The organism is Paenibacillus sp. FSL E2-0201, assembly GCF_037963325.1.
Lineage (GTDB): Bacteria > Bacillota > Bacilli > Paenibacillales > Paenibacillaceae > Paenibacillus_AQ.
Genome location: NZ_CP150154.1, coordinates 2,881,824 through 2,907,995 on the forward strand (window position 1 = coordinate 2,881,824; position 26,172 = coordinate 2,907,995).

Consider the following 26,172-nt stretch of genomic DNA (forward strand, 5'->3'; position numbering starts at 1 on the left):
ACCTTATTTTTTACTAACTATTTCTTCATTAATCTGCTCAATAATCTCTTGGATGCTTCTTGAACCAAGATCACCCTCACCACGTTTTCTTACAGATACACTACAAGCGTTCTTCTCATTCTCACCGAGAACGAGCATGTAGGGTGCTTTTTCCAGCTGAGCTTCACGAATTTTGTATCCCAGCTTCTCATTTCGGATATCAACTTCTACACGAATGCCGGCTTGCTCTAAGGATTTCTTCACCTGAAATGCATAATCAACGTAGTTCTCAGAGACGGGCAATAACTTCGCTTGAACAGGTGCTAGCCATAGCGGGAACGCTCCGGCATAATGCTCCGTAATAATCCCCATAAAACGATCGATCGACCCATATACAGCACGATGGATTACGACCGGGCGGTGCTTAAGATTATCCTCCCCGATGTAGGTAAGATCGAATTTCTCTGGCATTTGCCAGTCTAGTTGGATGGTTCCACATTGCCAGCTTCGTTTTAGCGCATCTAAGATATGGAAATCAATCTTTGGTCCGTAGAACGCGCCATCACCTTCATTCACACGATACTCAATCCCGAGATTGTCTAATACATTCTGCAGAGATTGTTCAGCCTGATCCCATAGTTCTTCTGATCCCATATAGTCTGCCGGGCGAGTAGATAATTCAATCTTATACTCAAATCCAAACACTTGATAAATATGGTCAATCAGTGAGATTACACGGCTTATTTCACCCTCAATCTGATCTGGCAAAACGAATAGATGGGCATCATCCTGACAGAAGGTACGAACACGCATCATTCCGTTAAGCGCCCCAGAGAACTCATGGCGATGAACTTGACCAAATTCCGCAATACGGATAGGCAGCTCACGGTAGGAATGCAGATTGTTTTTGTAGATCAGCATATGACCTGGACAGTTCATTGGCTTGAGCGCAAATTTTGTTTCGTCTACATCTGTGAAATACATATTGTCTTTGTAATGATCCCAGTGCCCGGATTGCTCCCAAAGCCGATTGTTCATCATCAGCGGTGTACGAACTTCATCGTAATCTCTCTGTCTTTGTAATTCACGGGCGAAATTCTCAAGCTCTGTTCGGATAGTCATTCCCTTGGGAAGATAGAAGGGCATGCCTGGAGCTTCTTCAGAGAACATAAACAATTCCAGTTCCTTGCCGAGCTTACGATGATCACGTTTTTTAGCTTCTTCAAGAAAGAGTAAGTGCTCTTCAAGTTGAGCTTTCTTAGGAAAAGCAGTTCCGTAAATACGTTGCAGCATTTTATTATTGGAATCCCCACGCCAGTAGGCACCTGCGACATTCAATAACTTAAAGGCCTTAACCAAGCCAGTAGAGGGAAGATGTGGCCCTCGGCAGAGATCCGAGAATTCACCTTGATCATAAATAGATAATACTGTGTCTTCTGGCAGATCATGAATAAGCTCTAGCTTTAAGGGCTCGTTCAGCGTTTCAAAAAGCTTAATTGCTTCAGCGCGGGAAACCACACGGCGGACAATCGGGTGATTCTCTTGAATGATTCTCGCCATCTCTTGTTCGATTGCAACAAGGTCATCACTGGATAAAGGTGTCTCAATATCAATGTCATAATAGAACCCATCTTCGATTACTGGACCTATGCCAAGCTGTACACCCTTGTCTCCATATATACGTTTTATGGCTTGCGCCATGATATGTGCTGTACTGTGTCTATAAATTTCCAGGCCGTCTTTGCTATCCAACGTAACAATTTCGAGCTGGCAATCATGTTCGATCGATTGGTTTAAGTCTACGGATCTGCCATCAATTTTTCCAGCTACAGCACTTTTTTTCAGACTGGTACTTATGGCACCTGCTGCTTCCTTAATCGTCGTTCCTTGCAGTACCTCTCTAATTGTTCCGTTTTGCAGTGTTACCTTGATCTCCATGATTGTTAGCCTCCATTTCTCAAAAATTGTTAGTGGTGAACGCAAAAAAACGCATCTCTCCCAGAAAGGGACGAGTGCGTTCAGCTCGTGGTTCCACCCTAATTCGACCTATCACAAGGATAGGACCTCATTGGTATCCGATATCGGGGATAAATCGGTGTCACATACTACCGCGAAATTTGGATCAACGGATTCAGCGCCACAGCTACAAAGGGGTAACTTCACAATCGTTTACTGGAGAAGCTTTCAGCCTGGACCTCTCTCTCTGGACAGTTCGTATAGGAAATCATGTCTTTGATCATTGCCATATGATGTTGCTCGTTCATAGTACTCAATTGCACACCATAAAGTCAAGAGGGAAAAACCCAGAAGTAGAGGATCTTTTTATTTATGGTCACCATTTGTGTATTGGCAAAGGAGATGAAGTACTCATTGGCGAAAGTATGATATCAACCCATTTAAGGAGGTTTGATATGCAGATTCTCGCTATGCTGACTATGCTAATCGACCATATTGGCTATATCTTTTTTCCAGAGGATATTGCTTGGAGATATGTAGGGAGAATAGCCTTTCCCATTTACTGTTACGGACTTGTGCAGGGACATATCCATACTTCATCCAGACCAAAATATTTGTTCCGACTGCTCATAATCGCTATTATTGCTCAGATTCCATACAATTTTGCAATTAATCCTGGCGGATGGAATGTTGTATTTACACTTCTGTTATCGGCAATCGTTTTGGTTATTTTGGATAAGCTTCCCACTCTATGGCTTGGTATACCTGTTGTCATTGGGGCTATCGCGTTAATGGATTATTTCCCTATAGACTATAATGCGTATGGTCTCCTATTAGTATTAATCTTCCGTTATACGAAGTCATACTGGCTTGTCGGAGCTCATTTAGCACTGAATGTATTCTATATGTTCTATAATTTTTGGACAGTGCAAATGCTTAGTATTATACCTACGCTGTTGATTGCTTTGACGCCTGCACTATGGGAATATTTAGAGCGTCACCGGGTGCCACGCTGGGTGTGGTGGTCTTTTTATCCAGCACATTTATTGATTTTGGGCATATTCAAGGGTCTGATTTACAATGATTGGCTTTCTATTGAATGGCGAAGTTTGTTGAATTTATAGTATTTTTACAATAATTAATACTTTGATTTACAAATGTTACCTTTGCTGAGATAATGGATTGATTTCAAAAAAATCTTAAAAAAGGAGACTTGCTATGAGGAGAATGAAAGCTAAGGCAAAATGGTTTATTCCTTTTGTCGCACTGCTGCTTGTTCTGGCCGGTTGTCAATCGGTTGGAGGTTTCGATGTTAATAAGGCATTGATCGGGGATGTCGATGTTAAATCATCAGAATCCAGCATGACGTTTTCTATGAACGCTGAGCCTTCAGAAGGAATTAGCGCAGAAGATAAGGAAATGGTCGATCTCATAAATTCTTTTTCCGTGAGTATCAGTAATGCAAAGTTACAAGAGAATGGTAATGTATCTGCAAATGGAACGATCGGCTATAAACAATTGAATATTCCTTTCGCATTGTTTATGGACAAACAAACTTTAGTCTTTACTGTTGAAGGAGCAAAACAACCGTTTTACTTCCCAATTCAAGGCTATGATGAGGTTTTTGCTGAAGTCGGTTTGGATCTGACTAAAGCTGAGGATCTTAGTAAGCTGCTAACGAAGTTTGTGGTGAAGAATCTTCCGAATCCAAGCGCAATTAGCGTAACACCAGTTAGTGAGGCTGTGTATGGTCAGCAAGTGAATATGACGAAGTTACATACCGAAGTGACGGGTGATGAGCTTCCAGCTTTGTTAAAAGGATTCCTGAAATCGATCTCTAAAGATACTGAAGGCTTTACAGAATTGGTTGGTGGTCTGTACGACTATCTGTACCCAGTGATCAAAGCTATGGACGAAAAAGGCTCCGGTGATTTGCGGAATCTTGGTTTTGGAGATATCCCTTTAGATGATAAAGAAGCAGTAGTTACCGTACTTCATGATGCAGCAAAATTGGCTGTCGATGCGGTACTTCTGGTATATGACAATCAACTGGATAGTCTTTACAAATCCACCCCTGAGCTTAAGACAGTGCTGAGTAAGGATACGAAGCTTGCTGTCGACATTTTTGTTGATAGCAGTCTACATGTTCGTAAACAGAATGTTGATCTGAAAGTGGCACTTCCAGGTACTGAAGATATGCCGTTAAAGAGTTTCTCCCTTAAGGCTTCCAGTCAGGTTTGGAACATTGGTGGTGCTGTAACCGCAGATCCAATCAGTACAAAAGGGGCACTTGATGTTTCTTCCGGTAGTTTAACGCCTGCAGAGACTTTGAACAATTTCGACCCGAATTCTAACGTTTATCGTATATTGAAAGACGATCTTGGTATCACCAAGAGAACGATTGTCATCGAGCCTGACGACGAATATTATTATCCGATCGTAGACAATTATACGACCTACATTCCACTGCGATACCTGGCAGAAGATTTAGATGCTACTGTGGAATGGGATACAGTCAATCGTGCCATTATCGTAACGGATGGTGTGTACGGTGATAAGCTGGTATTCAAATTCGGTTCTTCCGAAGCAGTAATTAACGGTGAAAAAGTGAAGCTTGCTGAGCCTGTATTTGTTGACGAATATGGTGATGCCTATGTATCACTGCGTGTGCTTGCTGAAGCACTTCATGCTTCTGTGTATGTAGATGATGAGGGTTGGATTACTATTACTCGGAAATAGTTGTTCGATCTTCATCAATCAAATAACACATCCAAACCCAGCTTCTTATTTCGCAGAAATGCGAGTGGGAGCTGGGTTTTTCCTTATAGAATATGCCATTCTTTTATTGCTTCGTTAAAACCACCTCTAAGTCGACATTACTTAACGCTTTTTCTTCAGCCATACTTTGAACATAACCTCCCAAGAAACCGTCCTGCTGTCCCTCCCAAAGCCTGTAGCCCGGCAACGCTTTAATATCTTTAGCGAATGTACCCGCAGTTCCTGCGAAGTATCGTACATTCAACATGGACATTACCTTCGCCATGGATTCTTTTTCAGCTTCTGTTAAAGGACTTTCCTTAAGACTATCCATAGCTTTGTCATAGGAGTTAGAAGCAAAGGCTTCTTCGGCATATGCCTTGAAGTTTAAGAGATTGTGATCTGTAATCTGGTTAGCTTCAGCCCAACCTTCAACGTTTAAGGCTGCTGTTTTATAATTTACGGCCCGCGTGACGGGATCGAAGGTCATGGCACCATATTGATGTGGATTGACGGCCATTGCACTCGTAGCGATATCAAAGATTGGCATTTGTTCAGTGGATTCTGTGTCTTGATTCGTGTCTGCTGGATCTACTTGAATGTCCTGCATATGAATATGGCCTGAAAGGACTAGATTCAGCCCATTCTTCCGTAGGGATTGTATAGCTTCCTGACTGTTATTAAGCTTAAATCCTGAAACAGACATAGAAGTATGGCTAAGTAAGTTATGGTGCATCACCGTAATCACTGAAGCGTGTTCTTTGGCTGCAAGCTTAACGGATTCGTCCATCCATGAAAGAGTAGAGGAAGCAATACGTCCATCCGTCTGAGGGAATCCGTATTTCAGATTATTAAGATATTGGCTGCTGTCTATCATGAGAATCCATAAGTTGGGGGCGGCCTCGACGATATAGCTTAATGATTCCTTATCACGTGATACAGCCTCTTTGTAGCCGAAATCCGCATACATTTTGACGAAGTCTTTGTCCGTAATTGAATCCGTAAGGAGCTGTTTATCGCCGCTGAAGGATCTAGCCCAAGGATTGAATATGTCGTGATTGCCAGGAATGACATAAACAGAGGTTCCTTGTTGTTCAATTCGTTTTAACTTTTCGGTTAACTTTTGATGGCAGCTGCGTTCCCCATTATTAGTTAAATCACCACTGAGGATGATAAACGCAGGCTTTTTCTGTTCAGCTTCATAGACCATAGCTTCAGCCATTTCATCACTGTAAGGCAGCATTTTCCCGTCACCGCCCGTGACATAGGTCTGAAAAGCCTGACCACCGTCCTGAAGATCCTTATCTAAAAAGTGAGTATCTGTAGCTACCCAGAAAGATACAGGTTTAAGTTCAGTCTGATCAAGTTCTACAGCATTTAAATTAGACGATTTTGTGTCTTTACAGCCAGTAAGCGCCAAGCTAAGGCAAAGGAGCATCATACAAGAGAATATGACCGTTTTTTTATGTAGGATGAGCGCTTTATCTGTTGTGAATTTCATATAAATAACCTTCCTTCTGTACTTTTGCTGCACTATTGTAGCTTATTTTCAGCAGTTATGTATATCGGAAAAGTGAAGAGGAGATGTTACTTACCGGGAGCCTTTTATATCCGACAATATTAGTTGTGAATAAATGTTGTGTTTTTAGAAAAAAGGTGATAAGATGTACAAAAGTAAGTTACTTAAATAAATGGAGGTAGTTATTTTATGTCTAACAATTTTCTAGAAGCGGTTAAAGGAAGACGTTCTATTTATGCTATTAGCAAAGAATCCACTGTAGCTGATGCTCAAATTATTGAAATCGTTGAGCAAGCAGTTTTGCATAGCCCAACTTCATTCAACTCCCAAAGCTCCAGAGCGGTTGTTCTTTTAGGTGAACAGCATGATAAATTATGGGATATCACTACTGAAACTTTGCGCAAAATCGTTCCAGCTGAACAATTTGAAGGAACAGCGCAAAAATTAGCATCTTTCAAAGCAGGTTACGGTTCCGTATTGTTCTTTGAAGATCAAGCTGTAGTGAAGAACCTTCAAGAAAACTTCGCGTTATATGCTGAGAACTTCCCAGTTTGGGCTAACCAATCCTCAGGTATTCTGCAGTTCGTAGTATGGACTTCACTTTCTGAAGTAGGTTTAGGCGCATCTCTGCAGCACTATAACCCACTGATTGATGACGAAGTGAAAGAAGCATGGGGCATTCCTCAAGAGTGGAAGCTGATTGCTCAAATGCCATTTGGTAAGACTGTAACTCCAGCAGGTGAGAAACAATTCCAACCTATTGAAGATCGCGTTAAAGTCTTCAAATAAGCTTAAAAGAGTGTTTAAAACCTCCTTGACCAGGCTAATTAATTATATAGTCTGGTCAAGGAGGTTTTTGGTATGCCATGGAATAAAGACGATTATCCAGATTCACTGAAAAACTTCACAGCACCTGTTCGTAATAAGGCGATTGATATTGCTAATGCACTCCTGGAAGATGGATATGAAGAGGGAAGGGCGATCTCTATTGCTACCGCACAAGCGAAAGAGTGGGGAGAGAACCGTGATAAACAGATCCGTAAAAAAGGACACTGATCATAAGCTCTGGAATAGGTACAAAAAAAGCAGGACAGCGTCTATTAACGCTTGTCCTGCTTTTTACAGTCGTATTATTTAGCGGATTCATTTCCTGCTTCTGCACTTGCAGATGGTTCAGGAGAAGCTGTTGCTTCTTTTTTGGCATCCGTAAGTGAATTTGTGATTGTTGCTTTTGCAGTTGTATCTGACAACCAAGTGGTGGAAAGAGTGGAAACCTTTTGAGACACAAGCGTCTTTTTGATTTCATCTTTCTTTTCTTCCAGGGTATAGTTTTTAGCGTCTTTGTGGTCGGTTACTTTAATGATGTGATAACCGTAATCGGATTTCACAGCATCACTTGTTTCCCCGACTTTAAGTTTAAAGGCTACATCGGAGAATTCAGCTACCATATCTCCACGTTTGAAGAAGTCTAGATCTCCACCGTTAGCTTTGGAACCAGTGTCCGAAGATTTTTCTTTAGCAAGTTCAGCGAAATCTGCTCCATCTTTCAATTGCTTCAGAATTGCATCAGCTTCTTCTTTAGTCTCAACGAGAATGTGGGAAGCACGAACTTGTTCTTCTTCATTGAAAGTAGCTTTATTTGCTTCATAGTAGTCTTTAATTTCTTGATCCGTTATAGTCACTTGCGGCTCAAGGATCTTACGCAGTTTTACTTGTAATGGCATTTGTTTCTTCAAGTCATCAACAGTCATTGAACTTTGTTGCAATGCAGCATTAAATGCAGCTTCTCCGCCGAATTGTGCTTTAAGGTCTTCTAATTCAGCATTGATGTCTTCATCAGTGACGGTTACGTTGACTTTTTTAGCTTCTTGATCAACGAGTTCTGTAGTAATCATAGCTTGTAGCGTGCTTTCTCCGCCTGCTTCGATTAATTTATCATAAAGTTGTTCTTTAGTAATGTTAGTTCCGTTAACGCTAGCAACAGCTGTGTTGCTGTCGTTCTTTTGGAATGGAGGCTTAATCAGTACAATGATGAGTGCCGCAGCCAGTACCACAGAGGCAATCATCCAGCCCTTGTTACCTTTAGGAGTAACTGGTGGAGCAGGTGGGGTCGTATTGTTGTTACTGCTGACTTTGTTCATTACTGGAATACTTTCCTCTTTTGTTGTATTCACAGGTTCTTCAGCAGGTAAGACCTCCACTTCATTTACTTCATTGGTATTATCGGAAGTGTTCAACTCTTCTTCCGTAGTCCCGTTGTTTTCTAAGTTCTCATTTTCATTCAGATCTTTTTTATCCATTATTAGTAATGACTCCCTTCAATATAGGTGTTGCTTGTCTATTTACAACTTTAACAGAAATCATGATCCTAAACCTTAAGAAAGTATAAAAAAAGATAGGATCTTTTTAAGTTTCTATTAATAAAAAGCAAAAAGCCGGAAATGGCATCGGTAACATGCCCTTCCGGCTTATGGGAATAAGATGTTTACTTCAGTCCTTTCAATAGATGACGAATACTTTCTTGTTTCCGTCGTGGGATCCGTACGTTTTTAGCGAATAGGCCCTTTTCTCCGAAATAAATGCAGTCGTCTTCGATAGAACTGATCTTGTTCAGATTGACATAACAGCCACCGTACACATGATAGTAAGTTGAGTTGGATAACAATCGCTTTAATTGCTCGGCAGTCATTCTCTTTTTTATGTTGTAGTTTCTGCCGTGAAAAATGACCAAATCATGGTCTCCGACCTTAAAGAACAGAATGTCTGTTTCCACCTCGAAGTCCTCGTATACATTTCTGGCTTCCAGCAGGATGCTACTCATTCATGTTCCCCCTTTGTACTTAATAAAAGACTAATGTTAGCGCTTTCATTATAACACACTCCCTAATCCTTGGAAAGCCTTATTTTTGAACTATTTGTCACACTTTTTACTTTATAGTTTGTCATTAACGTTTAAAAACTGTAAATTATATAATAGCAATACTTTGAAGGAGGAATATAGTGATGGAAAAGCAGACTAAGTTATTGCTGTTTACGGGTTCTTATGCAAGTGCCACGGAAAGCGGTGTGCAGGTATTTGAATTCGATGGCGAAGCAGGAGGTACGTTAAAATTAATCGACTCAGTTCAGGGCTTAACTAACCCTACCTTTGTTAATGTGGATGCTACAGCGCTGCGTTTATATGCCATAGGAGAAAAGCCGAATGGTGAGGGTGGAAAAGAGGGCGAAGTCGTTACCTTTGCAATCGATGCTAAGAGTGGGAAATTGAGCGAATTGAACCGAATAGCCACAATGCCTGCTTCAGGTAATGGCCAAACAACCACATGTCATATTTCTAGAGACTTAAACAATGAATACGTTGTTGTATGTAGTTATCATGGTGGCACTGTAGGCTTGATTACATTAGATGAAGAAAAAGTTGCTAGTCAACTTACGGATGTCGCCATTCATTCCGGCCACGGTCAACATCCTGAACGTCAGGATCGCCCGCATCCCCATTCAGCTATCTTCAGTCCGGACGGGCAGTATCTGTTTGTTTCTGATCTTGGTCTGGATATCATTCGGTCCTACAAAATCAACAGAGATTTGAACAAACTAGAAGTTCACGCTGATACGGTGCTTCATCCGGGAGCGGGACCTCGTCATTTTGCTTTTCATCCAGATGGAAAGTCAGCTTATGTAATAAACGAAGTGGATTCCACGATAACATCGTTTACATATGACAGTGCTACAGGTACTCTTCACACTGTAGATACAGTTTCTACTTTGCCTGAGGATTTTAAGGAAGAGAATACTTGTGCCGAAATTGCTACTTCAATAGATGGAAAATATCTTTACGCATCTAACCGTGGAGCAGATAATATCGCAGTATTTGCGGTGGATCCCGCTACTGCCAAGCTTACATTAATTGAATATGTATCCACTCGTGGAGGGCATCCTCGACACTTCTCTTTAACTCCGGATGGGGCTTATCTGATTGTTGCGAATCGTGACGCTAATAACTTGGTTGTATTCTCTATTGAAGCAGCTAGTGGTCGTCTCGTATTTACTGGAAATACAGCCGAGGTATCTAAGCCGGTATGTGTGAAGCCTGTGATTTTCCCTGTATAAAAGAAGCTCATTAACAAGAGTGAATTAGACAATTTAAGAAAATAATAAAGGGAACACCGGATATGTTGTCCGGTGTTCCCTTTATTATTGAAAAGAGGATGAAGAAATGAAATGAGCTTGTGAGCTATTTGAGTGAGACGGGCTTAAGAGGTACAATAGTGGATACTGCAGATTTAAATAGCACATTCTGTCTGCCATCACCTTGACCCTGTAAAGTGATTGTGAATGCATCATACGAGGTTACGACGCCTTGCATTTTCACACCATTCGTTGTGAAAATCGTCACGGGCACCTTTGTGGAAATAAACTGGTTCAACAAACGTTCCTGTAATTTTAGACTCTCCACTTTGGCAGCACTCCATCTTTTTGTATATTTATTTCTCTATAATTATAGCACGGGTTAGAGCTTCACTGGAAATGCGATCGACAGGCACAAAATTAGACACGGAGGTATTTATGCTTTATTATCAGAACTGGTCTAGAGGTTTTCGTTATTTTATAGGGTTTGCTGCTTGTTTCGTCGTTATTGCGATTCTAGTTCATATGAATAAGGTATCATCATTTGATAACTATATGATTCATTTGGTTCAATCCGCTGAATCACCTGGGCTGACCTCATTTGCGAAAGGATTATCTCTGATTGGTTCCTCTAAGGTAGCGATTGGAATATCTATCGGTACGATGGCTCTGCTCTATTTTCTGCTGAAACATCGGCTTGAGCTAATTCTATTCCTATGGGTTGGACTAGGCTCACAGCTATTGAATACACTTATGAAGTTGTGGTTTCAAAGGGAACGCCCGAATTTCCATCGTATTGTCCAAGAGATTGGGTATAGTTTCCCAAGTGGACACTCTATGGCGGCCTTCTCCTTGTATGGGGTAATTGCCTATTTACTGTGGCGTCATTTGCCGCGAAGAAGTGAACGGATCATGTTAATAATGTTTGCAGTATTCATGATCGTAGGCATTGGCTGGAGTCGTATTTATTTGGGAGTCCATTATCCTAGCGACGTCATTGGAGGTTTTGCTGCGAGTGGCGCATGGCTGATGTTATCCGTCGGTCTATTTGAAGCCTATAAAAAACGGATATCTTCATAAGGAATGGAGATACCCGTCGATTAGTTAAGGATTCATCACATGATGTTCCGAAGATTTGCGATCTTGGAAATGACCCATTTTACCTATTTTTTTCTTCAGCATAGAAGGAAGTCCAGCCTTTAGCTTTTGGGCTTCTTCTTTCGTTAGCCGTCCCTCGGTGATGGCTTGATCCAGCCGCTTACTTGCGGATTCGCTGAGCTTCTGAATATATTGATCCTCTGTCCAGCCTTTTTTCTCATGGGCTAGCTCGGGGAGGGTTTTGCCTGATTTAAGGCTATTGATTAGCTCTGTTCGATCCATCTCAAGCAGCTTGGCTGTTTCGAAAATAATGAAATGTCCGCCGGCTCTGAATTTCCCGTCTTTCCCTGGAGGGGGTCTATGACCTTTTTCCAAGGGCCCAGAATCAGGTGCAGCGGAAGTTACATTCTCAGCTGACGCATGCCCAATAGGAGCAAGAGCTGAAGACAGACTGAGGAAAAGAACCGCTGTAATAGTCGCGAATTTTTTGATGTTGTTATTCATTCACTCACCTCGTATGTTATATGTGATAGGTACTTACTTGAATTAGTATTCCCTGAAAGCTGAAAGAATCATGAGTGAGAGCTTAAATGATCTTAAAATTCATCAACTCTAGGCTTGGGTAATTAGAGGAATGAGGGATTAACAGATGTCCATATTGCAGAGTGGGCCAATTTTTAGGAGGGATATTTTTGGCTTTTGGAGCTCGCATATTTAAAACAGGAATGGCAGTCACGCTTGCCTTGTATCTAGCCGAACTGCTACATTTCCCATCTTCTGTGGGCGCTGCAATCGCAGCAATTTTCGCTATGCAGCCATCGATTTATCGCTCTTGGCGTTATTTTCTTGATCAGCTGACAACGACTACTATGGGCGCGATACTCGCTCTTCTGGGAGGAATGCTGTTATCCAATAGTCCAATTGCGGTTGGGTTGGTCTGCATTCTTGTCATAATGATCAGTATGAAAATTAACCGAGCGGATACAATTAGCCTGACGCTAGTCACAGTTATCACAGTGATGGAGGCTTCTGGAGAATGGCAGTTCGCACTGAATCGTTTCTTATTAACATTGACAGGGATTGTTTCTGCATTTCTAATCAATATTATAGTAGTTCCTCCGAAACCACGTAAACAGTACATCAAGCAGATTGAGAACGTCTTTGCCAGCCTATCCTTGCTGCTAAGAACGGCAGTATCTCATGAGATGAAGGAAAGTGTGTTTCGTGATGAAAAGCTTGCACTGGAGTCATCCATTAAATCTTTAGCGGATAAGTATGCTTTGTTTGAAGAGGAGCAGAAACAGCTAAAGCGGGCGAAGTACAGTCAGACTAGACAGATGGTTGTCTATAAGAACCTGTTATCATCTTTACAAAAAGGCTTCGATGTTCTTGAGGCTGTGGACCGGCATTATTTTCAAGCGGATCGAAGCGAAGAGACTGATGCATTGTTTGACAGTCATTTGGAGCAGTTAATCAAATATCATCAACTGATCTTGTTGAAATTTGAAGATAAACTAAAACCGAACACCAATGAATCAGAACCCTTGGGAGACGAGAATGATGGATTTTTGAATTCAACGATCCTAGGGTATAATGCGGAGAAAATAGGTCAACTACGTTTGTATGTTGTAGCCGCAGCTATTTACGATTACGGGTATCAATTAGAACGCCTGGATAAAGTGGCAGATCAAATGAATCGTATAGCGACTGAGGAAAAAGAAACGGATCGTGAAGCATAAAACATAACCTTTTGATGTGCAACATATAAGCTTAAGGATTATGTTCAGGGTGAAACTCCAAAAGGGGATGAAATGTAGTGGAGAATCATGAAATTGAATGGAAAGAAGAACAGCAGCGAGTAGACGGAGTGACCAAGCTTTTGTCTGCCCATATCCGGCGTTTATCTGAGGAGCTCGGACTTCATCGTAGTGATGTGGTAGATATGCGGAAAGACTTCTGGGAAGAGGTTACGGTAAACTTCAGTAGTCCAGATGATTTAGGGGAAACTTCAACAAGTCTTCGCCAACAATCCCAAATCTTGAATGAACGCGAACGCCATCATTTACAGTCAAGCAAGGCACTGAAAAAATATAAAAAGCTGCTCGTCTCTCCATACTTTGGGCGTATTGACTTTACAGAAGCACCAAATGGAGAAACTGAAAAGATATATCTAGGAATTGGATCTTTGATGGAGGATGATGGCACCTTCTTGATCTATGACTGGCGGGCACCCATATCGAGCTTATATTATGACGGAGCACCTGGTCCTGCAGCTTATGAAACGCCTGGTGGACTAGTTTCAGGCACAATGAATCTTAAGCGGCAATTTGTAATAGCTGATGGTGTTATTGAAGTGATGTTTGATACTGGTGTTACGATCGGTGACGAGCTTTTGCAGCAGGTGCTTAGCCATAGTGCCGATGATCGAATGAAGAGTATTGTAGCTACCATTCAGAAAGAGCAAAATGCGATTATCCGTAACGATAAAAGCCGGATGCTGGTTGTACAGGGTGCAGCAGGGAGCGGGAAAACCTCAGCTGCACTGCAACGGGTAGCTTATCTTTTGTATAAATACCGTGAAGTTCTGCAGGCAGATCAAATGCTTTTGTTCTCGCCAAACCCACTGTTTAATAGCTATGTATCTACCGTACTCCCAGAGCTAGGTGAAGAAAATATGCAGCAAACCACCTTCCAGATGTATTTGGAGCACCGTCTGGGACATGAATTTCAGCTTGAAGATGTCTTTAGTCAAACAGAAAGCCTATTGAATGCCCCTGACGGCCCTGAGGTGGCTATACGCAGAGAAGGCATCGCTTATAAATCATCCGTACCTTTTCTCGATGCAATTCGTCGATATGCTACGATGCTTGAGCATGAGGGCATGATGTTCAAACCCTTAATGTTTCAAGGAAGGGCAGTCGTCAGTAAGGAAGAGATGGAACGTCACTTCTATGCTTATGATCCAGCCATTAAGCTAGCGAACCGTGTAGACCTGATGACACGTTGGCTGCTGAAGAAGATCGCTGATTTTAGCCATGAGGAAAGAAATGCTTCATGGGTGGAAGATCAAATTGAGCTATTGGACTCCAGTGATTATCATCGTGCTTATCAGATGCTGCGACGTAAGAAGAAAGCTACGCAGGATAGCTTTGATGATTTTGATACGGAAAAAGAGGTGTTATCCCGGTATGTAGTCAGCCAACGCTTAAAACCACTGCGCGGGTGGACTAAACGAGGCCGTTTTGTGGATGTTAAGGGGTTGTACAGTACGCTGTTTACTGATCGTGAGCTTATGGAACGTCTAAATGGTGTTAATTCTCTACCGGAAATCTGGGATGAGATCTGTGAGCAAACGCTAAAATCTATCGCAGCTAACGAGCTGGCTTATGAAGATGCCACTCCATTCCTGTATTTAAAGGAGCTCAGCCAAGGCTTCCGTACCAACACGTTGATTCGTCATGTGATTGTGGATGAAGTACAAGACTACTCTCCTTTCCAATTAGAGTTTATGCGCCGTTTATTTCCAAGGGCTAAAATGACCGTATTGGGTGATCTGAATCAGGCGATTTATGCACAAGGTGAAGTGCTAGGCGATCTGTCTAGTTTGGTTAGCATCTATGGTGAAGAAAATACAGAAGTGATCTCATTAACCCGTAGCTACCGCTCCACTTATGAGATTGTGGAATTTACCCGGGCAATGATTCCTGGCGGGGAACGTATTGTGCCGTTTAATCGACGCGGAGAAGAACCTCAATTAAATGTAGTATCTAGCGAGGATGAGCTTCTAAATGCAGTTGAAATGGATATCCGGAATTTGCAATCAAAGGGGTATCATTATGTGGCTGTCATCTGTAAAACAGCAGAGGAAAGCGCACGGGTTCACGATGAACTACATAGTAAGCTACCGGTAAGGCTCGTTACGAAGGAAACACCGAATTTCCAGAAGGGAACACTGGTGCTACCTGCTTACTTAGCCAAAGGTGTGGAGTTTGATGCTGTTATCATCTACGATGGTTCAGCTGAACGATATGGCAGAGAAAGTGAGCGTAAATTGTTCTATACAGCTTGCACTAGGGCTATGCACTTGCTTCATATTTTTAGTCTGGGGGAACCGAACCGATTCCTTCCAAACGTAAATGCGAAGACCATGATTGCAAATTCGCTGTAAAGCCTAATCTTTTAAACTTAAGATCGTCCTTTCGCTTTGGCGGGGGACGGTCTTTTTGTATGGATGAATAAAGAGGGATGAACAAACCACAATATAGAGAGTCGCAAACAATGCAAAGGTGGTCAGTTCATGAAGGAAAGAAAATGGGATCTGTTTGCACTAGCATCCATTCCACTTATTATGACCCTCGGTAACTCCATGTTGTTGCCTATTTTGCCGCAGATTTCTAAAGAACTCGGCATTAGCTCTTTTCAGGTGAGTATGCTGATTACTGTCTATGGATTGATGGCTATTGTGATGATCCCTATTGCAGGGTACCTGTCTGATACGTATGGACGAAAAAAGGTGATTCTTCCGAGCCTGATCATTGCTGCTATTGGTGGTATCATCTGTGTGGTGGCGGCTTGGCTTATGAAGGGCATTAGTGCTTATTGGGTCATTCTGGCCGGTCGTTTGTTACAAGGCATAGGCGCGGCCGGTGCTTTTCCGATTGTGCTGCCCTTTGTTGGTGATTTGTTCAAGAAAGAAGAGGATGTAAGCAAAAGTCTGGGAATCATTGAGACCTCTAATACGTTTGGTAAAGTACTCAGCCCGATTCTTGGCGCTTATCTCGGTTTATGGCTCTGGTTCGCACCTTTTATCGCAATTCCTGTTCTATGTCTAATCTCATTTGGCTTAGTTTTGTTTCTGGTTCGAAAGCCGGAAGCAAAGGAGCAGCCTGAGAAACAGAGTATACGAAAATTTTTAAATGGAATTGTGAGCATTTTGCGTAAAAAGGGACGATGGCTGTATGCTATTTTTGCCATAGGTGGTATCTGTATGTTTGTGACCTTTGGCGTTCAATTCTATTTATCAGAGATACTGGAATCTAAGTATAAAATGCATGGGGCGATGAAGGGGTATGTACTGGCGGTACCGTTAGCCTTGTTATGTTTGTCCTCTTATGGAACTGGAAAGATTATTGGTCAAAACAAAACGCTAATGAAATGGCTTGGCTTTGGGGGGATGGTATTACTAACTGCAGCAATGATCTTTGCAGGGTTCAATAAAGGCATTTATTTCTTAGTTGGATTTATGGGTTTAGGCTGTGTTGGAATTGGGATTGTTCTGCCTTGCATGGATGCATTGATAACAGAAGGGATTGAAAAGGAGAATAGTGGAACTATAACCTCTCTCTATAGCAGTATGCGGTTCATCGGGGTATCTTTGGGGCCGCCGGTGGTATCGCTGCTGATGAGCAGTGGACATTGGGTATTGTTCGCTTTGATGGCTACAGTTGGCGCTATCGGTGGTTTGCTGACCTTATTTGCAGTTACGCCAAGCAAAGGAAGCAAGGGGGAATCCGGTGTGAAAGAAACAGAGAAGATCAATCCCCGCCTTTTGTCAAAGCGTGTTCGTCAGACTTCGGCGATGTCCATTGATGGAAAAAAGAGCTATCCTTAAGCTACGTTGCCATAGCTTCTGGGATAGCCCTCTTGATAAAAGAATAAAAGACTCTTCTTATGCCTGTGGTACGGATTCCCAATCCTTCAGGAAGCGTTCAATACCGTTATCTGTCAGCGGATGCTTCCAGAGGGTTGGCAGGAGCGAACCTGGGATGGTAGCAATGTGAGCACCAGCAAGCGCTGCTTGCTCTACATGTGCAATGTTACGAATGGATGCTGCAATAATTTCGGAAGTCATACCGTAGTTGGTCAGGATAGTCTTTAGATCCTTGATCAGTTTCATTCCGTCAACACCGATATCATCCAGACGTCCTACAAAAGGAGAGATATAAGTTGCGCCTGCTTTTGCAGCCATCAAGCCTTGAGCCGCTGAGAAGACAAGCGTTACGTTAGTTTTGATACCTTTTTTAGTAAGCTCATAACAAGCTTCCAAGCCATCTTCAGTCATAGGGAGTTTAATGACAACGTTTGGAGCCCATTCAGCAATCTCATATGCTTCTTTCAGCATTTCTTCTGCTGTCAAACCGATTACTTCTGCGCTAACAGGACCTGGAACGATGGCTACGATTTCTTTAATAACATCTTTAAACAATCTTCCTTCTTTAGCGATGAGCGACGGGTTAGTCGTTACGCCATCCACCAATCCGAGGCGAGTAATACGTTTGATCTCTTCAATATTTCCGGTGTCCAAGAAAAACTTCATTTTAAGTTTCCTCCCTTGATTTCCATATGGATTGACAAACAATATTCATATTTTCATTATGAGACATGTCAATCGAAGTTTCAACTGTTATTTTGAATATTTCAAAATAACTTTATAGATTGAGGGCCTTTTACACTTGTTAAATCGAAGATAATATAAGATTGGTCTATGCATCTATCCATGATAATATATAATCGGTATTGTTATTATGGCGTATTGGGTGGGACGTGATGAAATGTACTCGGTATTAGTTATTTTGCTTGTGCTCGTGTTGTCAGTTGCCGGATTCTTGGCCTATCAAAACAGCAAGTTGGTATCTAATCAGAAGAAATTAGGAACTTTATCACGCAATCCTGCACTAATGTATTCTATTTTTGACCAATCTTGCACTGCTAGTGTGGAAGATCCAGATGTAATTCCTTTAATTCAATACACAGTTTTTGTGGAGTCCAGTGGACAGGTAGTTGTGAATAAGCCTTTGGCTATCATTAATCTATGTAGAGTTAGCGCGGGTAAAGGGGATTTAGTTCTGGCTGATGTCGAACGTAGTGTGCTAGAGTGCATTAAATCGGCAGCTCCCTCGGATTCATTCATTACGCTTAAAGCTTACTTACATAGGGCTGCTAACCACGCTGAAAAAGAGATGATCCTAAATTTAGAGGATGTAGTGAAATTACAATATACATAGGGCAGAATGAAGATTATTGATTTTTTCGGCTGCAAGAAGGATAATACGAAATTGGATACAAGAAATGAGGGAAATAGAGTGCCGCCCGTTACAGAAGTGAATTTTGAAGTGGTTGACCCAGAGAATGCTGATTTAAGAGAGCTTATTACGTTTCTGGATGAGGAACTGAAGATGCGTTATCCGCATGAGACGATCTATGTCGTCGATTTCGAGGATCCCAAAGTAAAAGAAATGACTTTCGTAGTAGCCTACTTGAACGGTAAACCAGTGGGTTGCGGCGGGCTTCGTCCATTGGATTATATCGGCACTGAGAAGGCTGCGATGGAGTTGAAGCGTTTTTATGTAGATTCTAGTTATCGCAAAATGGGCATAGCTACTAATATGCTGTTATTCCTTGAGGCACAGGCAATCGCTGCCGGCTTTAGGGAGATCCGATTGGAGACTGGAATCAAACAGCCTGAAGCGATTGCGCTTTACGTCAAACACGGCTACCAACCGATTGATTTGTTTGGGCCCTATATCGGTGATCCGGATAGTCTCTGTTACGGCAAAATATTGGATGTCGGTGCTTAACCGGAATCCTACTGAATTATGGGAATTTCAAGTTTACTATAAATCTTTATAACGGATAACATGGGGGTATTTATATGAGCATCAATGTTAAACAATTAGCAGCAGAAAAAGCAGTAGAATACGTAGAAGATGGAATGAAGGTAGGTCTGGGTACGGGATCAACTGCTTACTGGGCGATCCGTAAGCTTGGCGAACGCGTCAGTGAAGGTCTAAAGATTACCGCAGTTGCTACTTCACGCGCTTCCGAGGAACAAGCACGAGAGCTAGGGATTCCACTGGTAGCTTTTGGTGATATTGATAGTCTGGACCTGACCATTGACGGAGCGGACGAGCTGGACAACAGCTTGCAACTAATTAAAGGCGGCGGCGGCGCTTTGCTTCGTGAAAAGATTGTAGCTAGTAATAGTACTCGGATGATCGTGATTGCCGATGAGGGTAAAGTTGTAAGCACGCTAGGCAAATTTCCACTGCCAGTGGAAATCGTTCCTTTCGCCTGGGAGTGGACTGTGGCGGAGCTTGCTAAACTGGGTTGCCAACCCGAATTGCGCCGTAACGGAGAAGAGTTGTACAAGACGGATAATGGCAACTACATAGCGGACTGCCGATTTGAAGAGATAGAATCTGCGCCAAAGCTTGCATTGACCATTCAAAGTATCCCGGGTGTTGTAGATCACGGCCTATTTATTGGAATTGCAGCGATGGCTATTGTTGGTAAACATGACGGAAGCATCGAAATAATAGAAGCTCAATCTAAGAATTGATTAACCGCAGACTTAGAGAAACTAGCCGTTCATGGCCGCTAAAAGGATTGACACGGGTAGTACTAACTCTGTATAGTGCTACTGTTATCTATTGGATGTTTCTCGGATTTGGACGTGAAGTTCACACTGGAGGTCCTCTTCAGTACAATCTGGTTCCATTACGTACGGTGTCACTTTATTTCAACTTGGATAACGGGTTATCACTGATCAATCGTCTAGTGAATCTGCTAGGAAATGTTGTAGTTTTTATTCCATTTGGTTTTCTTTGGCCATTAGTAAAGACACGTTCGATTTCTTGGCTTAGGATCTCGTTATATGCTGTCCCTTGCATACTGCTTTTGGAGTGTTTGCAAATGCTGCTGCATGTGGGAAGCTTCGATATTGATGATTTACTATTAAACATGCTAGGTGTGTGGATAGGCTACGGATTGTTTCGAGTGATTAGCTTTAAAAGTAACAAAGAAGGAGAAATGTGAAGAATGTTGATTGATCTTAAACCCCTCATTGGTACACCTGAGGTGAATGAGCTGTTGACCTATGCGGTCATTGATGATCCGAGTGCCCTACAACAGACCTCGTCTGAGTATAGCGAACAAGCCGGGCTTAAACTGTACGGGTGGGAAGAGGAAGAATTACTGCTTGGTCTCGTGGGCTTTGAAGAAACAGAAGATGGCTCTTTGGATATTCGGCATATTGCTGTATTGCCAGAGAACAGAGGAAAAGGTTATGCACGGGGGATGATTCTGGAGCTGCTTACTACGCGGCAGCCGCGTTATCTTGTAGCAGAAACTGAGGATGAGATCGCTGCAGATTTCTACCGTAGTCTTGGTTTCATGGTGTACAGCCTCGGTGAAAATGCAGCAGGTATTGAGACGCTGAGATGTGTCTATGAAGTGGATGAGATCGAGGATGAGGAATAAAAAATATGTAGAAGACATAAAATGGCAGGTCGAGATGAAATCTCGGCCTGTTTTTTTGTTGTGCAGATCATAAATTATTCAGCAGCATTGTAAGTTGACTTTTGAAAAAAATGGGATTATAGTTTGACAATGAAACTGTTCTACAGTCGAACTATATTTTTGGAGGTAGGAAGCTTTGGAGGATGAGGTTCAGCATTGGATTAACCGTTATATGGATGCATACATGATGGTGACAAGACAAGTAGCGGCAAGAATTAAGGATAGTATTGCTGCGGATACAACGAATGATCAGTACCAGATTCTGCGTCTGATTAATGCTCAGGAACAATGTACGTCTACATATCTAGCTGAAACCTTTTGCGTGGGTAAAAGCTCCATTACAGCGATAATTAACAGACTGGTGCAAGCAGGCATTATCGTGCGAACCCGAGACGAGAACGATCGTCGTCAGGTGTATTTATCGATGTCTGAGCATGGCAAAAGAGTATTTGAAGCAGCAGAGTCGCAAGTACATGAAGTGGTGGCCCCGTATTTGTTTCATTTTGAAAAGAAGGATATTGAGATGTTCATCATGATGTTTGAGAAACTGGCGAATTTAATTCAGAATGACAATGGAGGGAAGAGCCAATGAAGACGATTCTAAAAGCAAGATGGGCGGTCATCGCAATCTGGCTCGCTGTAGCGGTTGTGCTAATGATGACGGCCCCATCGTTCTCAGATCTTGTCCGTGAGAAGGGGCAGGTTACGGTTCCTGAGGGATACCCTTCATCAAGAGCAGCAGAAATCATGAAGGAAGCGGCAAGTGACAAGGGTGGCGAATCACTCCATCAGGTAGCTCTTGTATTCAATAACCCGAAGGGGATCGGAGCAGAAGAAACAGCAAGTATTCAACAGGGCGTTGAGAAGCTGGCTGCAAATAAGGAAGCTCTACAATTAGATTCTATCACCGATCCTTTTTCACAAAGCGAGCTTAAGGATACGCTGATTGCCAAAGATGGCAAGACCATAATGGTGGCGTTGTCCGTAAAAGGTGAAGGAGAGGCTGTTACTGCGCTGCCAGATAAAGTGGATGAATTGCTTACAGATGTTAAAGCAGATCATTATTTGACCAGTGAAGGTCTCATTACAGAAGATATGATCGCAAGCTCAGAAGCAGGTCTAAAGAAGTCGGAGTATATTACAGTTGTATTTATTCTACTTATTCTATTCGTCGTTTTTCGTTCGTTTGTAGCGCCTTTTGTACCGCTGCTGACAGTAGGTCTCAGCTATATTGTATCCCAGTCTGTCGTGGCTTTTTTGGTGGATCGTTATGATTTTCCATTATCTACGTTTACTCAAATCTTTATGGTCGCCGTCATGTTCGGGATCGGTACGGATTATTGTATTCTGCTGATCAGCCGTTTTAAGGAAGAAATGATGACCGCAGAAGATACCAAAAGTGCTATTATTGCAACTTATCGTAAAGCTGGAGGAACGGTTTTCTATTCAGGCTTAGCGGTGTTCGTAGGTTTTGTAGCGATTGGTTTATCGAAATTCATTCTTTATCGTTCAGCAGTAGCTGTTGCAGTTGGAATTGCAGTTATGCTATTGGCACTTGTGACGATTGTTCCATTCTTCATGGCGGTGCTTGGCAAAAAGCTATTCTGGCCTTCCCGTGGCAAGCTGGAGCATAGTGAGAGCCGGATTTGGGGATGGGCAGGTTCTTTTTCTTTAAAAAGACCGTGGGCCGCTCTTCTAATTGTTGCAGTAATCGTAGCCCCCTTCTTACTCACCTATAGCGGTAAGCTGTCCTTTAACAGCTTGGAGGAAATCGGCTCGGAATATGCTTCGGTAAAAGGGTTCAATATTATTTCGGAGAGCTTCGGGCCAGGGGAATCAATGCCTGGCAAGATCGTAATCAAGAATGATGATCGCATGGACAATTCAGAATACCTGGGCCTTGCGGAGAAAATCAGCCGCGAGCTGGAAAAAGTGGATAGCGTAAAATCTGTTCGCAGCATGTCACGTCCAACAGGTGAGCTGATTAGTGATTTCTTGATTCCTAATCAAGTTGGTACACTTTCTGATGGATTGGATCAGAGTAACGATGGACTGACCAAGATCCAAACCGGATTGTCTGAAGCAAGTAAACAGCTTAGCGATAATGCTCCTAAACTGACAGAGGCTGTTGCAGGAAGTGCTAAACTGACAGAAGGCACAGCAGACCTCAAAGACGGAATCGTTGCTTTAGGCACCGGGCTAGCCCGGATTGAGAGCGGGATAAAGAGTGGCTCAGCGGGTGCCGGAGAAATCAAATCCGGTCTTCAGCAGGCAGCAACTAGTGCTAAACAGTTAGCAGATGCTAATACGAAGTTACTTGAGGGCTATAAAAAAATCGGCGGCGGCTTAACCCAGCTGGATGAAGGACTAGGACAGCTTCCGAAGCAGCTACAAGGCGTTGCAGAGGCATTAAAAGGCCTGGACGGTTCCTTCGCTGGCTTAGAGAGCAGTTATCCGGAAATTGTTCAGGATGTAAATTATTTGACGATCAAAGGCACAGTAGCACAAAGTGGTACGGGTGTAGCGCAGCTAGCAGCCGGTCTTGGTCAGGTTTCAGAACAGCTTAAAGGTGCAGCTACTGGCTTAAATGAAGCGAATGCCGGTTATGCCAAAGCTGCGGCTGGGCAAACCGCGCTCGCGCAAGGTTTAGCTAAGCTTGTAGCTGGAATCGGTCAACTGCAATCTGGACTCGATCAGGCGGCAGCAGGTCAAGGGCAGATCGTAGATAAGATTCCATCTATCACAAGTGGTCTTGATCAATTGCAAGGCGGACAGAAGCAGTTAGCGGACGGCTTTGGTGAATTGACAGGGCAAATTGGAGCCTTAACCACTGGACTAAGCGATAGTGCTGATGGATTGAAGCAAATTACTAGCGGTCTGGGCTCGGCACAAGAATACTTGAATCAGATTCAAGCGGCTAAGGATGAAGAACTGAGCGGATTCTTTGTACCAGCTGAGGCACTTAAAGCTGAAGGTATAAAGCAGGTATTTGATACGTACTTGTCTGATGACCGTAAGGTGATGACATTGGACGTGGTATTCACCGAGAATCCTTACAGCTCAGAGGCTATAGATAGTGTGGGTGATATTCAAGCAGCAGTAGATCGTGCAGTAAAAGGAACGAAGCTTGAAAATGCTGAAACAGCTATTAGCGGGGTTACAAGCAGTCAAAGCGATTTGCGGAATATTTCCAATGAAGACTACTCGCGTACAGTAATCTTAATGTTGAGCGGTATTTTCATCATATTAGTGTTACTGCTTCGTTCAATCGTAATGCCGATATACCTTATTATTTCACTTTTGATCACTTACTTTTCAGCGTTGGGTGTTACGGAGGCTATTTTCGTTAATCTACTGCACTATGAGGGGATTACCTGGACGACGCCATTCTTTAGTTTTGTTATGCTGATTGCACTAGGTGTGGATTATAGCATTTTCTTAATGGCCCGGTTTAACGAAAATAAAACTTGGGATGTAAAAGAAGCGATTCTACACGCCATGCGCAATATGGGTACAGTTATCCTTTCTGCTGTAGTTATTTTGGGAGGGACCTTCGCTTCGATGTATCCTTCAGGGGTACTGTCGATGATGCAGATTGCAACAGTGGTGCTCGTGGGATTGGCCTTGTATGCTCTAATATTCTTGCCATTCTTTGTCCCTGTTATGGTACGAATCTTTGGTCGAGGAAATTGGTGGCCATTCTCAGTTAAAGAGAGCGGAGAAGCTAACAAACAGGATTTAAATATGTAAATGGGGACTATATCCCATTTATGAAAATCAGAAGTCATAACAAGTTGTTTTTTGCAGCCAGTCACCGATCAATGAATCGGTGACTGGCTTTTTTGAGTAGAATGAATCGCTTCGATGGGGCATTATTAGCGGGGAGAACTACTAATCCGTTCAATTGTCATGGGTCTTTTATCCATTGTTGTCTGGTTCTTTAGGTTATTGTTATTATGTTTTCGGAAAATTATAATAACTCTGGATTCGTTTTCAAAGTCTCCAAATTACAACTAGAAAGCGAGATGATGAATGATGAAAGTAAACATGAAGATCAGCAGTATCGCAAAGAAGGTTGCTCCATTTGTTATTACAGCTGGGGTTATTGCCGGAGTAGGACTTATTATCGATACCGATAAAGCATTTGGACACGGTTATGTATCCGAACCTTCAAGTCGTGCGAAGCTTGGTGCAGCGAATAATGTGGGTTCTGTTCAATATGAGCCACAGAGTCTAGAGGCACCAAAGGGCTTCCCATTGGCGGGTCCTGCGGACGGGAAGATAGCATCAGCGGGTGGCATGTTCGGAGGAATTCTGGATCAACAAACAAGTGATCGCTGGATTAAACATGATATGGTCGGCGGATTAAATGACATCACTTGGTATATTACAGCACAACATAGAACAACAAAATGGCATTACTATATTACGAAAAAAGGTTGGAATCCTAATGCACCGATTAAACGTTCTGATTTAGAGCTTATTGGAACTTTTGAGAATGGCGGTAAACAGCCTGAGCGTTCTGTGACACATAAAGTAAATGTCCCAACTGACCGCAGTGGATATCATGTTATTTTGGCTGTGTGGGATATTGATGATACTGCGAATGCCTTCTACCAAGTGATTGATGTGAATCTAAAAAACGGTGATTTAGGACCTGGGGTACAACCAGACACAGAGAAGCCGTCGACGGTAACAGGGTTACACACGATGAGTGTAGAATCGAGCACTGTAGACCTTATGTGGGATGCTGCAACAGATAACGTAGGCGTAGATCATTACTTGATTTACCGCGGTGAGAACATTGGTAATGCGAAACAAGTTGGTATTTCCTCAACAACGAGCTATAAAGACATAACTGTAGGATCCGGCAAAATCTATACATATTACATTGTAGCAGTGGATAGTGCAGGAAACACGTCAGGTTCAAGTAATAGTATTGTTGTTAGCACACCAAACCCGGAAGAGGTTATCCCTCCAGTGGAAACACCAGATACTGTGAAGCCTTCGATGGTTGAGGGGCTGCATACCATGTCAGTGAAACACAATAGTGTTAATCTAATGTGGAACGCCGCCCAAGATAATGTAGGGGTTGATCATTATGTTGTATATCGGGATGGTGTTAAACTGACCCAAAGCAAGGAAACTTCCTTTACGGATTTAACGGTGCAAGCTTCCACTACGTACAATTATTATGTGAGAGCTGTAGACGCTGCTGGTAATATTTCAGACAAGAGCTCTTTGTATACAGTCACAACCCTTGTGAAACCCGTATTACCAGATGTAGCAGCTTGGAATGCATCCGGGTTGTATATTGTTGGAACAAAAGTTGAATACAAGGGTAACCTTTATGAAGCTCGAGTGACATTTAGAAGTTATGGTGATAACAACTGGAATGGGTCTGTCAATAATTTTGTGTAAACTCTTTTAAGCACAGA

24 protein-coding genes are annotated in these 26,172 nt (G+C 42.5%); 17 read left to right on the forward strand and 7 right to left on the reverse strand.

Features of this window, described 5'->3' with window-relative positions; translation table 11 throughout:
• Positions 1-3: 3 nt before the first annotated feature.
• Entirely contained in the window at positions 4-1,917 is a 1,914-nt protein-coding gene (gene thrS / locus NSU15_RS12675) for a threonine--tRNA ligase (protein ID WP_339290687.1), read from the reverse strand.
• 473 nt (positions 1,918-2,390) lie between these two features.
• On the opposite strand from thrS, the gene NSU15_RS12680 reads away from it, so the two are divergent.
• Both NSU15_RS12680 and NSU15_RS12685 read left to right on the forward strand, forming a co-directional pair.
• The gene (locus NSU15_RS12680) at positions 2,391-3,059 is read left to right on the forward strand and encodes a TraX family protein (RefSeq protein WP_076117590.1); all 669 of its coding nucleotides are present in this window, start codon (positions 2,391-2,393) and stop codon (positions 3,057-3,059) included.
• 94 nt (positions 3,060-3,153) lie between these two features.
• Positions 3,154-4,674 carry a copper amine oxidase N-terminal domain-containing protein gene (locus NSU15_RS12685; protein WP_339290689.1) on the forward strand — a complete coding sequence of 507 codons (1,521 nt, stop codon included), beginning with the start codon at positions 3,154-3,156 and terminating at the stop codon, positions 4,672-4,674.
• A gap of 103 nt (positions 4,675-4,777) precedes the next feature.
• On the opposite strand, the gene NSU15_RS12690 is transcribed toward NSU15_RS12685, so the two are convergent.
• The gene (locus NSU15_RS12690) at positions 4,778-6,193 is read right to left on the reverse strand and encodes a metallophosphoesterase (protein ID WP_339290691.1); all 1,416 of its coding nucleotides are present in this window, start codon (positions 6,191-6,193) and stop codon (positions 4,778-4,780) included.
• 207 nt (positions 6,194-6,400) lie between these two features.
• Here NSU15_RS12690 and NSU15_RS12695 point away from each other — a divergent pair, with 207 nt between their 5' ends.
• Together NSU15_RS12695 and NSU15_RS12700 are read left to right on the forward strand one after the other, a co-directional pair.
• Complete coding sequence (locus NSU15_RS12695) at positions 6,401-7,000, forward strand: nitroreductase family protein (protein ID WP_339290693.1); 600 nt, start codon at positions 6,401-6,403, stop codon at positions 6,998-7,000.
• A gap of 72 nt (positions 7,001-7,072) precedes the next feature.
• A complete protein-coding gene (locus NSU15_RS12700; protein ID WP_060622303.1) occupies positions 7,073-7,267 on the forward strand; it encodes a hypothetical protein in 195 nt (64 codons plus the stop codon).
• Positions 7,268-7,341: 74 nt separating this feature from the next.
• On the opposite strand, the gene NSU15_RS12705 is transcribed toward NSU15_RS12700, so the two are convergent.
• On the reverse strand, positions 7,342-8,511 hold the full coding sequence (locus tag NSU15_RS12705) for a peptidylprolyl isomerase (RefSeq protein ID WP_076117586.1): 1,170 nt from the start codon (positions 8,509-8,511) through the stop codon (positions 7,342-7,344).
• Positions 8,512-8,696: 185 nt separating this feature from the next.
• Positions 8,697-9,032: a hypothetical protein gene (locus NSU15_RS12710; RefSeq protein WP_076117585.1), complete on the reverse strand. Its 336-nt coding sequence runs from the start codon at positions 9,030-9,032 to the stop codon at positions 8,697-8,699.
• A gap of 182 nt (positions 9,033-9,214) precedes the next feature.
• Between NSU15_RS12710 and NSU15_RS12715 the strand changes: the two genes are divergently transcribed.
• Positions 9,215-10,321, forward strand: a complete 1,107-nt coding sequence (locus NSU15_RS12715; RefSeq protein ID WP_076117583.1) for a lactonase family protein — start codon at positions 9,215-9,217, stop codon at positions 10,319-10,321.
• Positions 10,322-10,445: 124 nt separating this feature from the next.
• Here the strand turns inward: NSU15_RS12715 and hfq are convergent, their stop codons facing one another.
• A complete protein-coding gene (gene hfq, locus NSU15_RS12720; protein ID WP_042126951.1) occupies positions 10,446-10,667 on the reverse strand; it encodes an RNA chaperone Hfq in 222 nt (73 codons plus the stop codon).
• Positions 10,668-10,777: 110 nt separating this feature from the next.
• Between hfq and NSU15_RS12725 the strand changes: the two genes are divergently transcribed.
• The gene (locus NSU15_RS12725; RefSeq protein WP_076117582.1) at positions 10,778-11,419 is read left to right on the forward strand and encodes a phosphatase PAP2 family protein; all 642 of its coding nucleotides are present in this window, start codon (positions 10,778-10,780) and stop codon (positions 11,417-11,419) included.
• A 24-nt stretch (positions 11,420-11,443) separates the two neighbouring features.
• Here NSU15_RS12725 and NSU15_RS12730 read toward each other — a convergent pair whose 3' ends face one another.
• The gene (locus tag NSU15_RS12730) at positions 11,444-11,941 is read right to left on the reverse strand and encodes a hypothetical protein (RefSeq protein ID WP_076117580.1); all 498 of its coding nucleotides are present in this window, start codon (positions 11,939-11,941) and stop codon (positions 11,444-11,446) included.
• A 188-nt stretch (positions 11,942-12,129) separates the two neighbouring features.
• Between NSU15_RS12730 and NSU15_RS12735 the strand changes: the two genes are divergently transcribed.
• From NSU15_RS12735 to NSU15_RS12745, 3 genes are all read left to right on the forward strand, one after another.
• Positions 12,130-13,176 carry an aromatic acid exporter family protein gene (locus NSU15_RS12735; protein WP_042126955.1) on the forward strand — a complete coding sequence of 349 codons (1,047 nt, stop codon included), beginning with the start codon at positions 12,130-12,132 and terminating at the stop codon, positions 13,174-13,176.
• 77 nt (positions 13,177-13,253) lie between these two features.
• Positions 13,254-15,605 carry an RNA polymerase recycling motor HelD gene (helD, locus tag NSU15_RS12740; protein ID WP_339290697.1) on the forward strand — a complete coding sequence of 784 codons (2,352 nt, stop codon included), beginning with the start codon at positions 13,254-13,256 and terminating at the stop codon, positions 15,603-15,605.
• 129 nt (positions 15,606-15,734) lie between these two features.
• Positions 15,735-17,048 carry an MFS transporter gene (locus NSU15_RS12745; RefSeq protein WP_339290699.1) on the forward strand — a complete coding sequence of 438 codons (1,314 nt, stop codon included), beginning with the start codon at positions 15,735-15,737 and terminating at the stop codon, positions 17,046-17,048.
• A gap of 57 nt (positions 17,049-17,105) precedes the next feature.
• Here the strand turns inward: NSU15_RS12745 and fsa are convergent, their stop codons facing one another.
• Positions 17,106-17,753, reverse strand: coding sequence for a fructose-6-phosphate aldolase (gene fsa, locus NSU15_RS12750; protein ID WP_042126959.1), 648 nt, complete (start codon positions 17,751-17,753; stop codon positions 17,106-17,108).
• 208 nt (positions 17,754-17,961) lie between these two features.
• On the opposite strand from fsa, the gene NSU15_RS12755 reads away from it, so the two are divergent.
• The 8 genes from NSU15_RS12755 (at position 17,962) to NSU15_RS12790 (ending at position 26,155) form a co-directional block, all read left to right on the forward strand.
• Entirely contained in the window at positions 17,962-18,441 is a 480-nt protein-coding gene (locus NSU15_RS12755; RefSeq protein WP_339290701.1) for a hypothetical protein, read from the forward strand.
• Positions 18,442-18,447: 6 nt separating this feature from the next.
• The gene (locus NSU15_RS12760; RefSeq protein ID WP_339290703.1) at positions 18,448-19,014 is read left to right on the forward strand and encodes a GNAT family N-acetyltransferase; all 567 of its coding nucleotides are present in this window, start codon (positions 18,448-18,450) and stop codon (positions 19,012-19,014) included.
• A gap of 80 nt (positions 19,015-19,094) precedes the next feature.
• The gene (gene rpiA / locus NSU15_RS12765; protein ID WP_139328475.1) at positions 19,095-19,775 is read left to right on the forward strand and encodes a ribose-5-phosphate isomerase RpiA; all 681 of its coding nucleotides are present in this window, start codon (positions 19,095-19,097) and stop codon (positions 19,773-19,775) included.
• Positions 19,772-20,251 (forward strand): VanZ family protein, encoded by a 480-nt coding sequence (locus NSU15_RS12770; RefSeq protein ID WP_052414579.1) that lies wholly within the window; start codon positions 19,772-19,774, stop codon positions 20,249-20,251. Before rpiA ends, NSU15_RS12770 begins: the two co-directional genes overlap by 4 nt.
• Before the next feature lie 3 nt (positions 20,252-20,254).
• Complete coding sequence (locus tag NSU15_RS12775; protein WP_339290706.1) at positions 20,255-20,695, forward strand: GNAT family N-acetyltransferase; 441 nt, start codon at positions 20,255-20,257, stop codon at positions 20,693-20,695.
• A 175-nt stretch (positions 20,696-20,870) separates the two neighbouring features.
• Positions 20,871-21,326, forward strand: coding sequence for a MarR family transcriptional regulator (locus NSU15_RS12780; protein ID WP_339290708.1), 456 nt, complete (start codon positions 20,871-20,873; stop codon positions 21,324-21,326).
• On the forward strand, positions 21,323-24,484 hold the full coding sequence (locus NSU15_RS12785) for an MMPL family transporter (protein ID WP_339290710.1): 3,162 nt from the start codon (positions 21,323-21,325) through the stop codon (positions 24,482-24,484). Before NSU15_RS12780 ends, NSU15_RS12785 begins: the two co-directional genes overlap by 4 nt.
• Positions 24,485-24,766: 282 nt before the next feature.
• Entirely contained in the window at positions 24,767-26,155 is a 1,389-nt protein-coding gene (locus tag NSU15_RS12790; protein ID WP_339290712.1) for a lytic polysaccharide monooxygenase, read from the forward strand.
• The last annotated feature ends 17 nt before the right edge of the window (positions 26,156-26,172 follow it).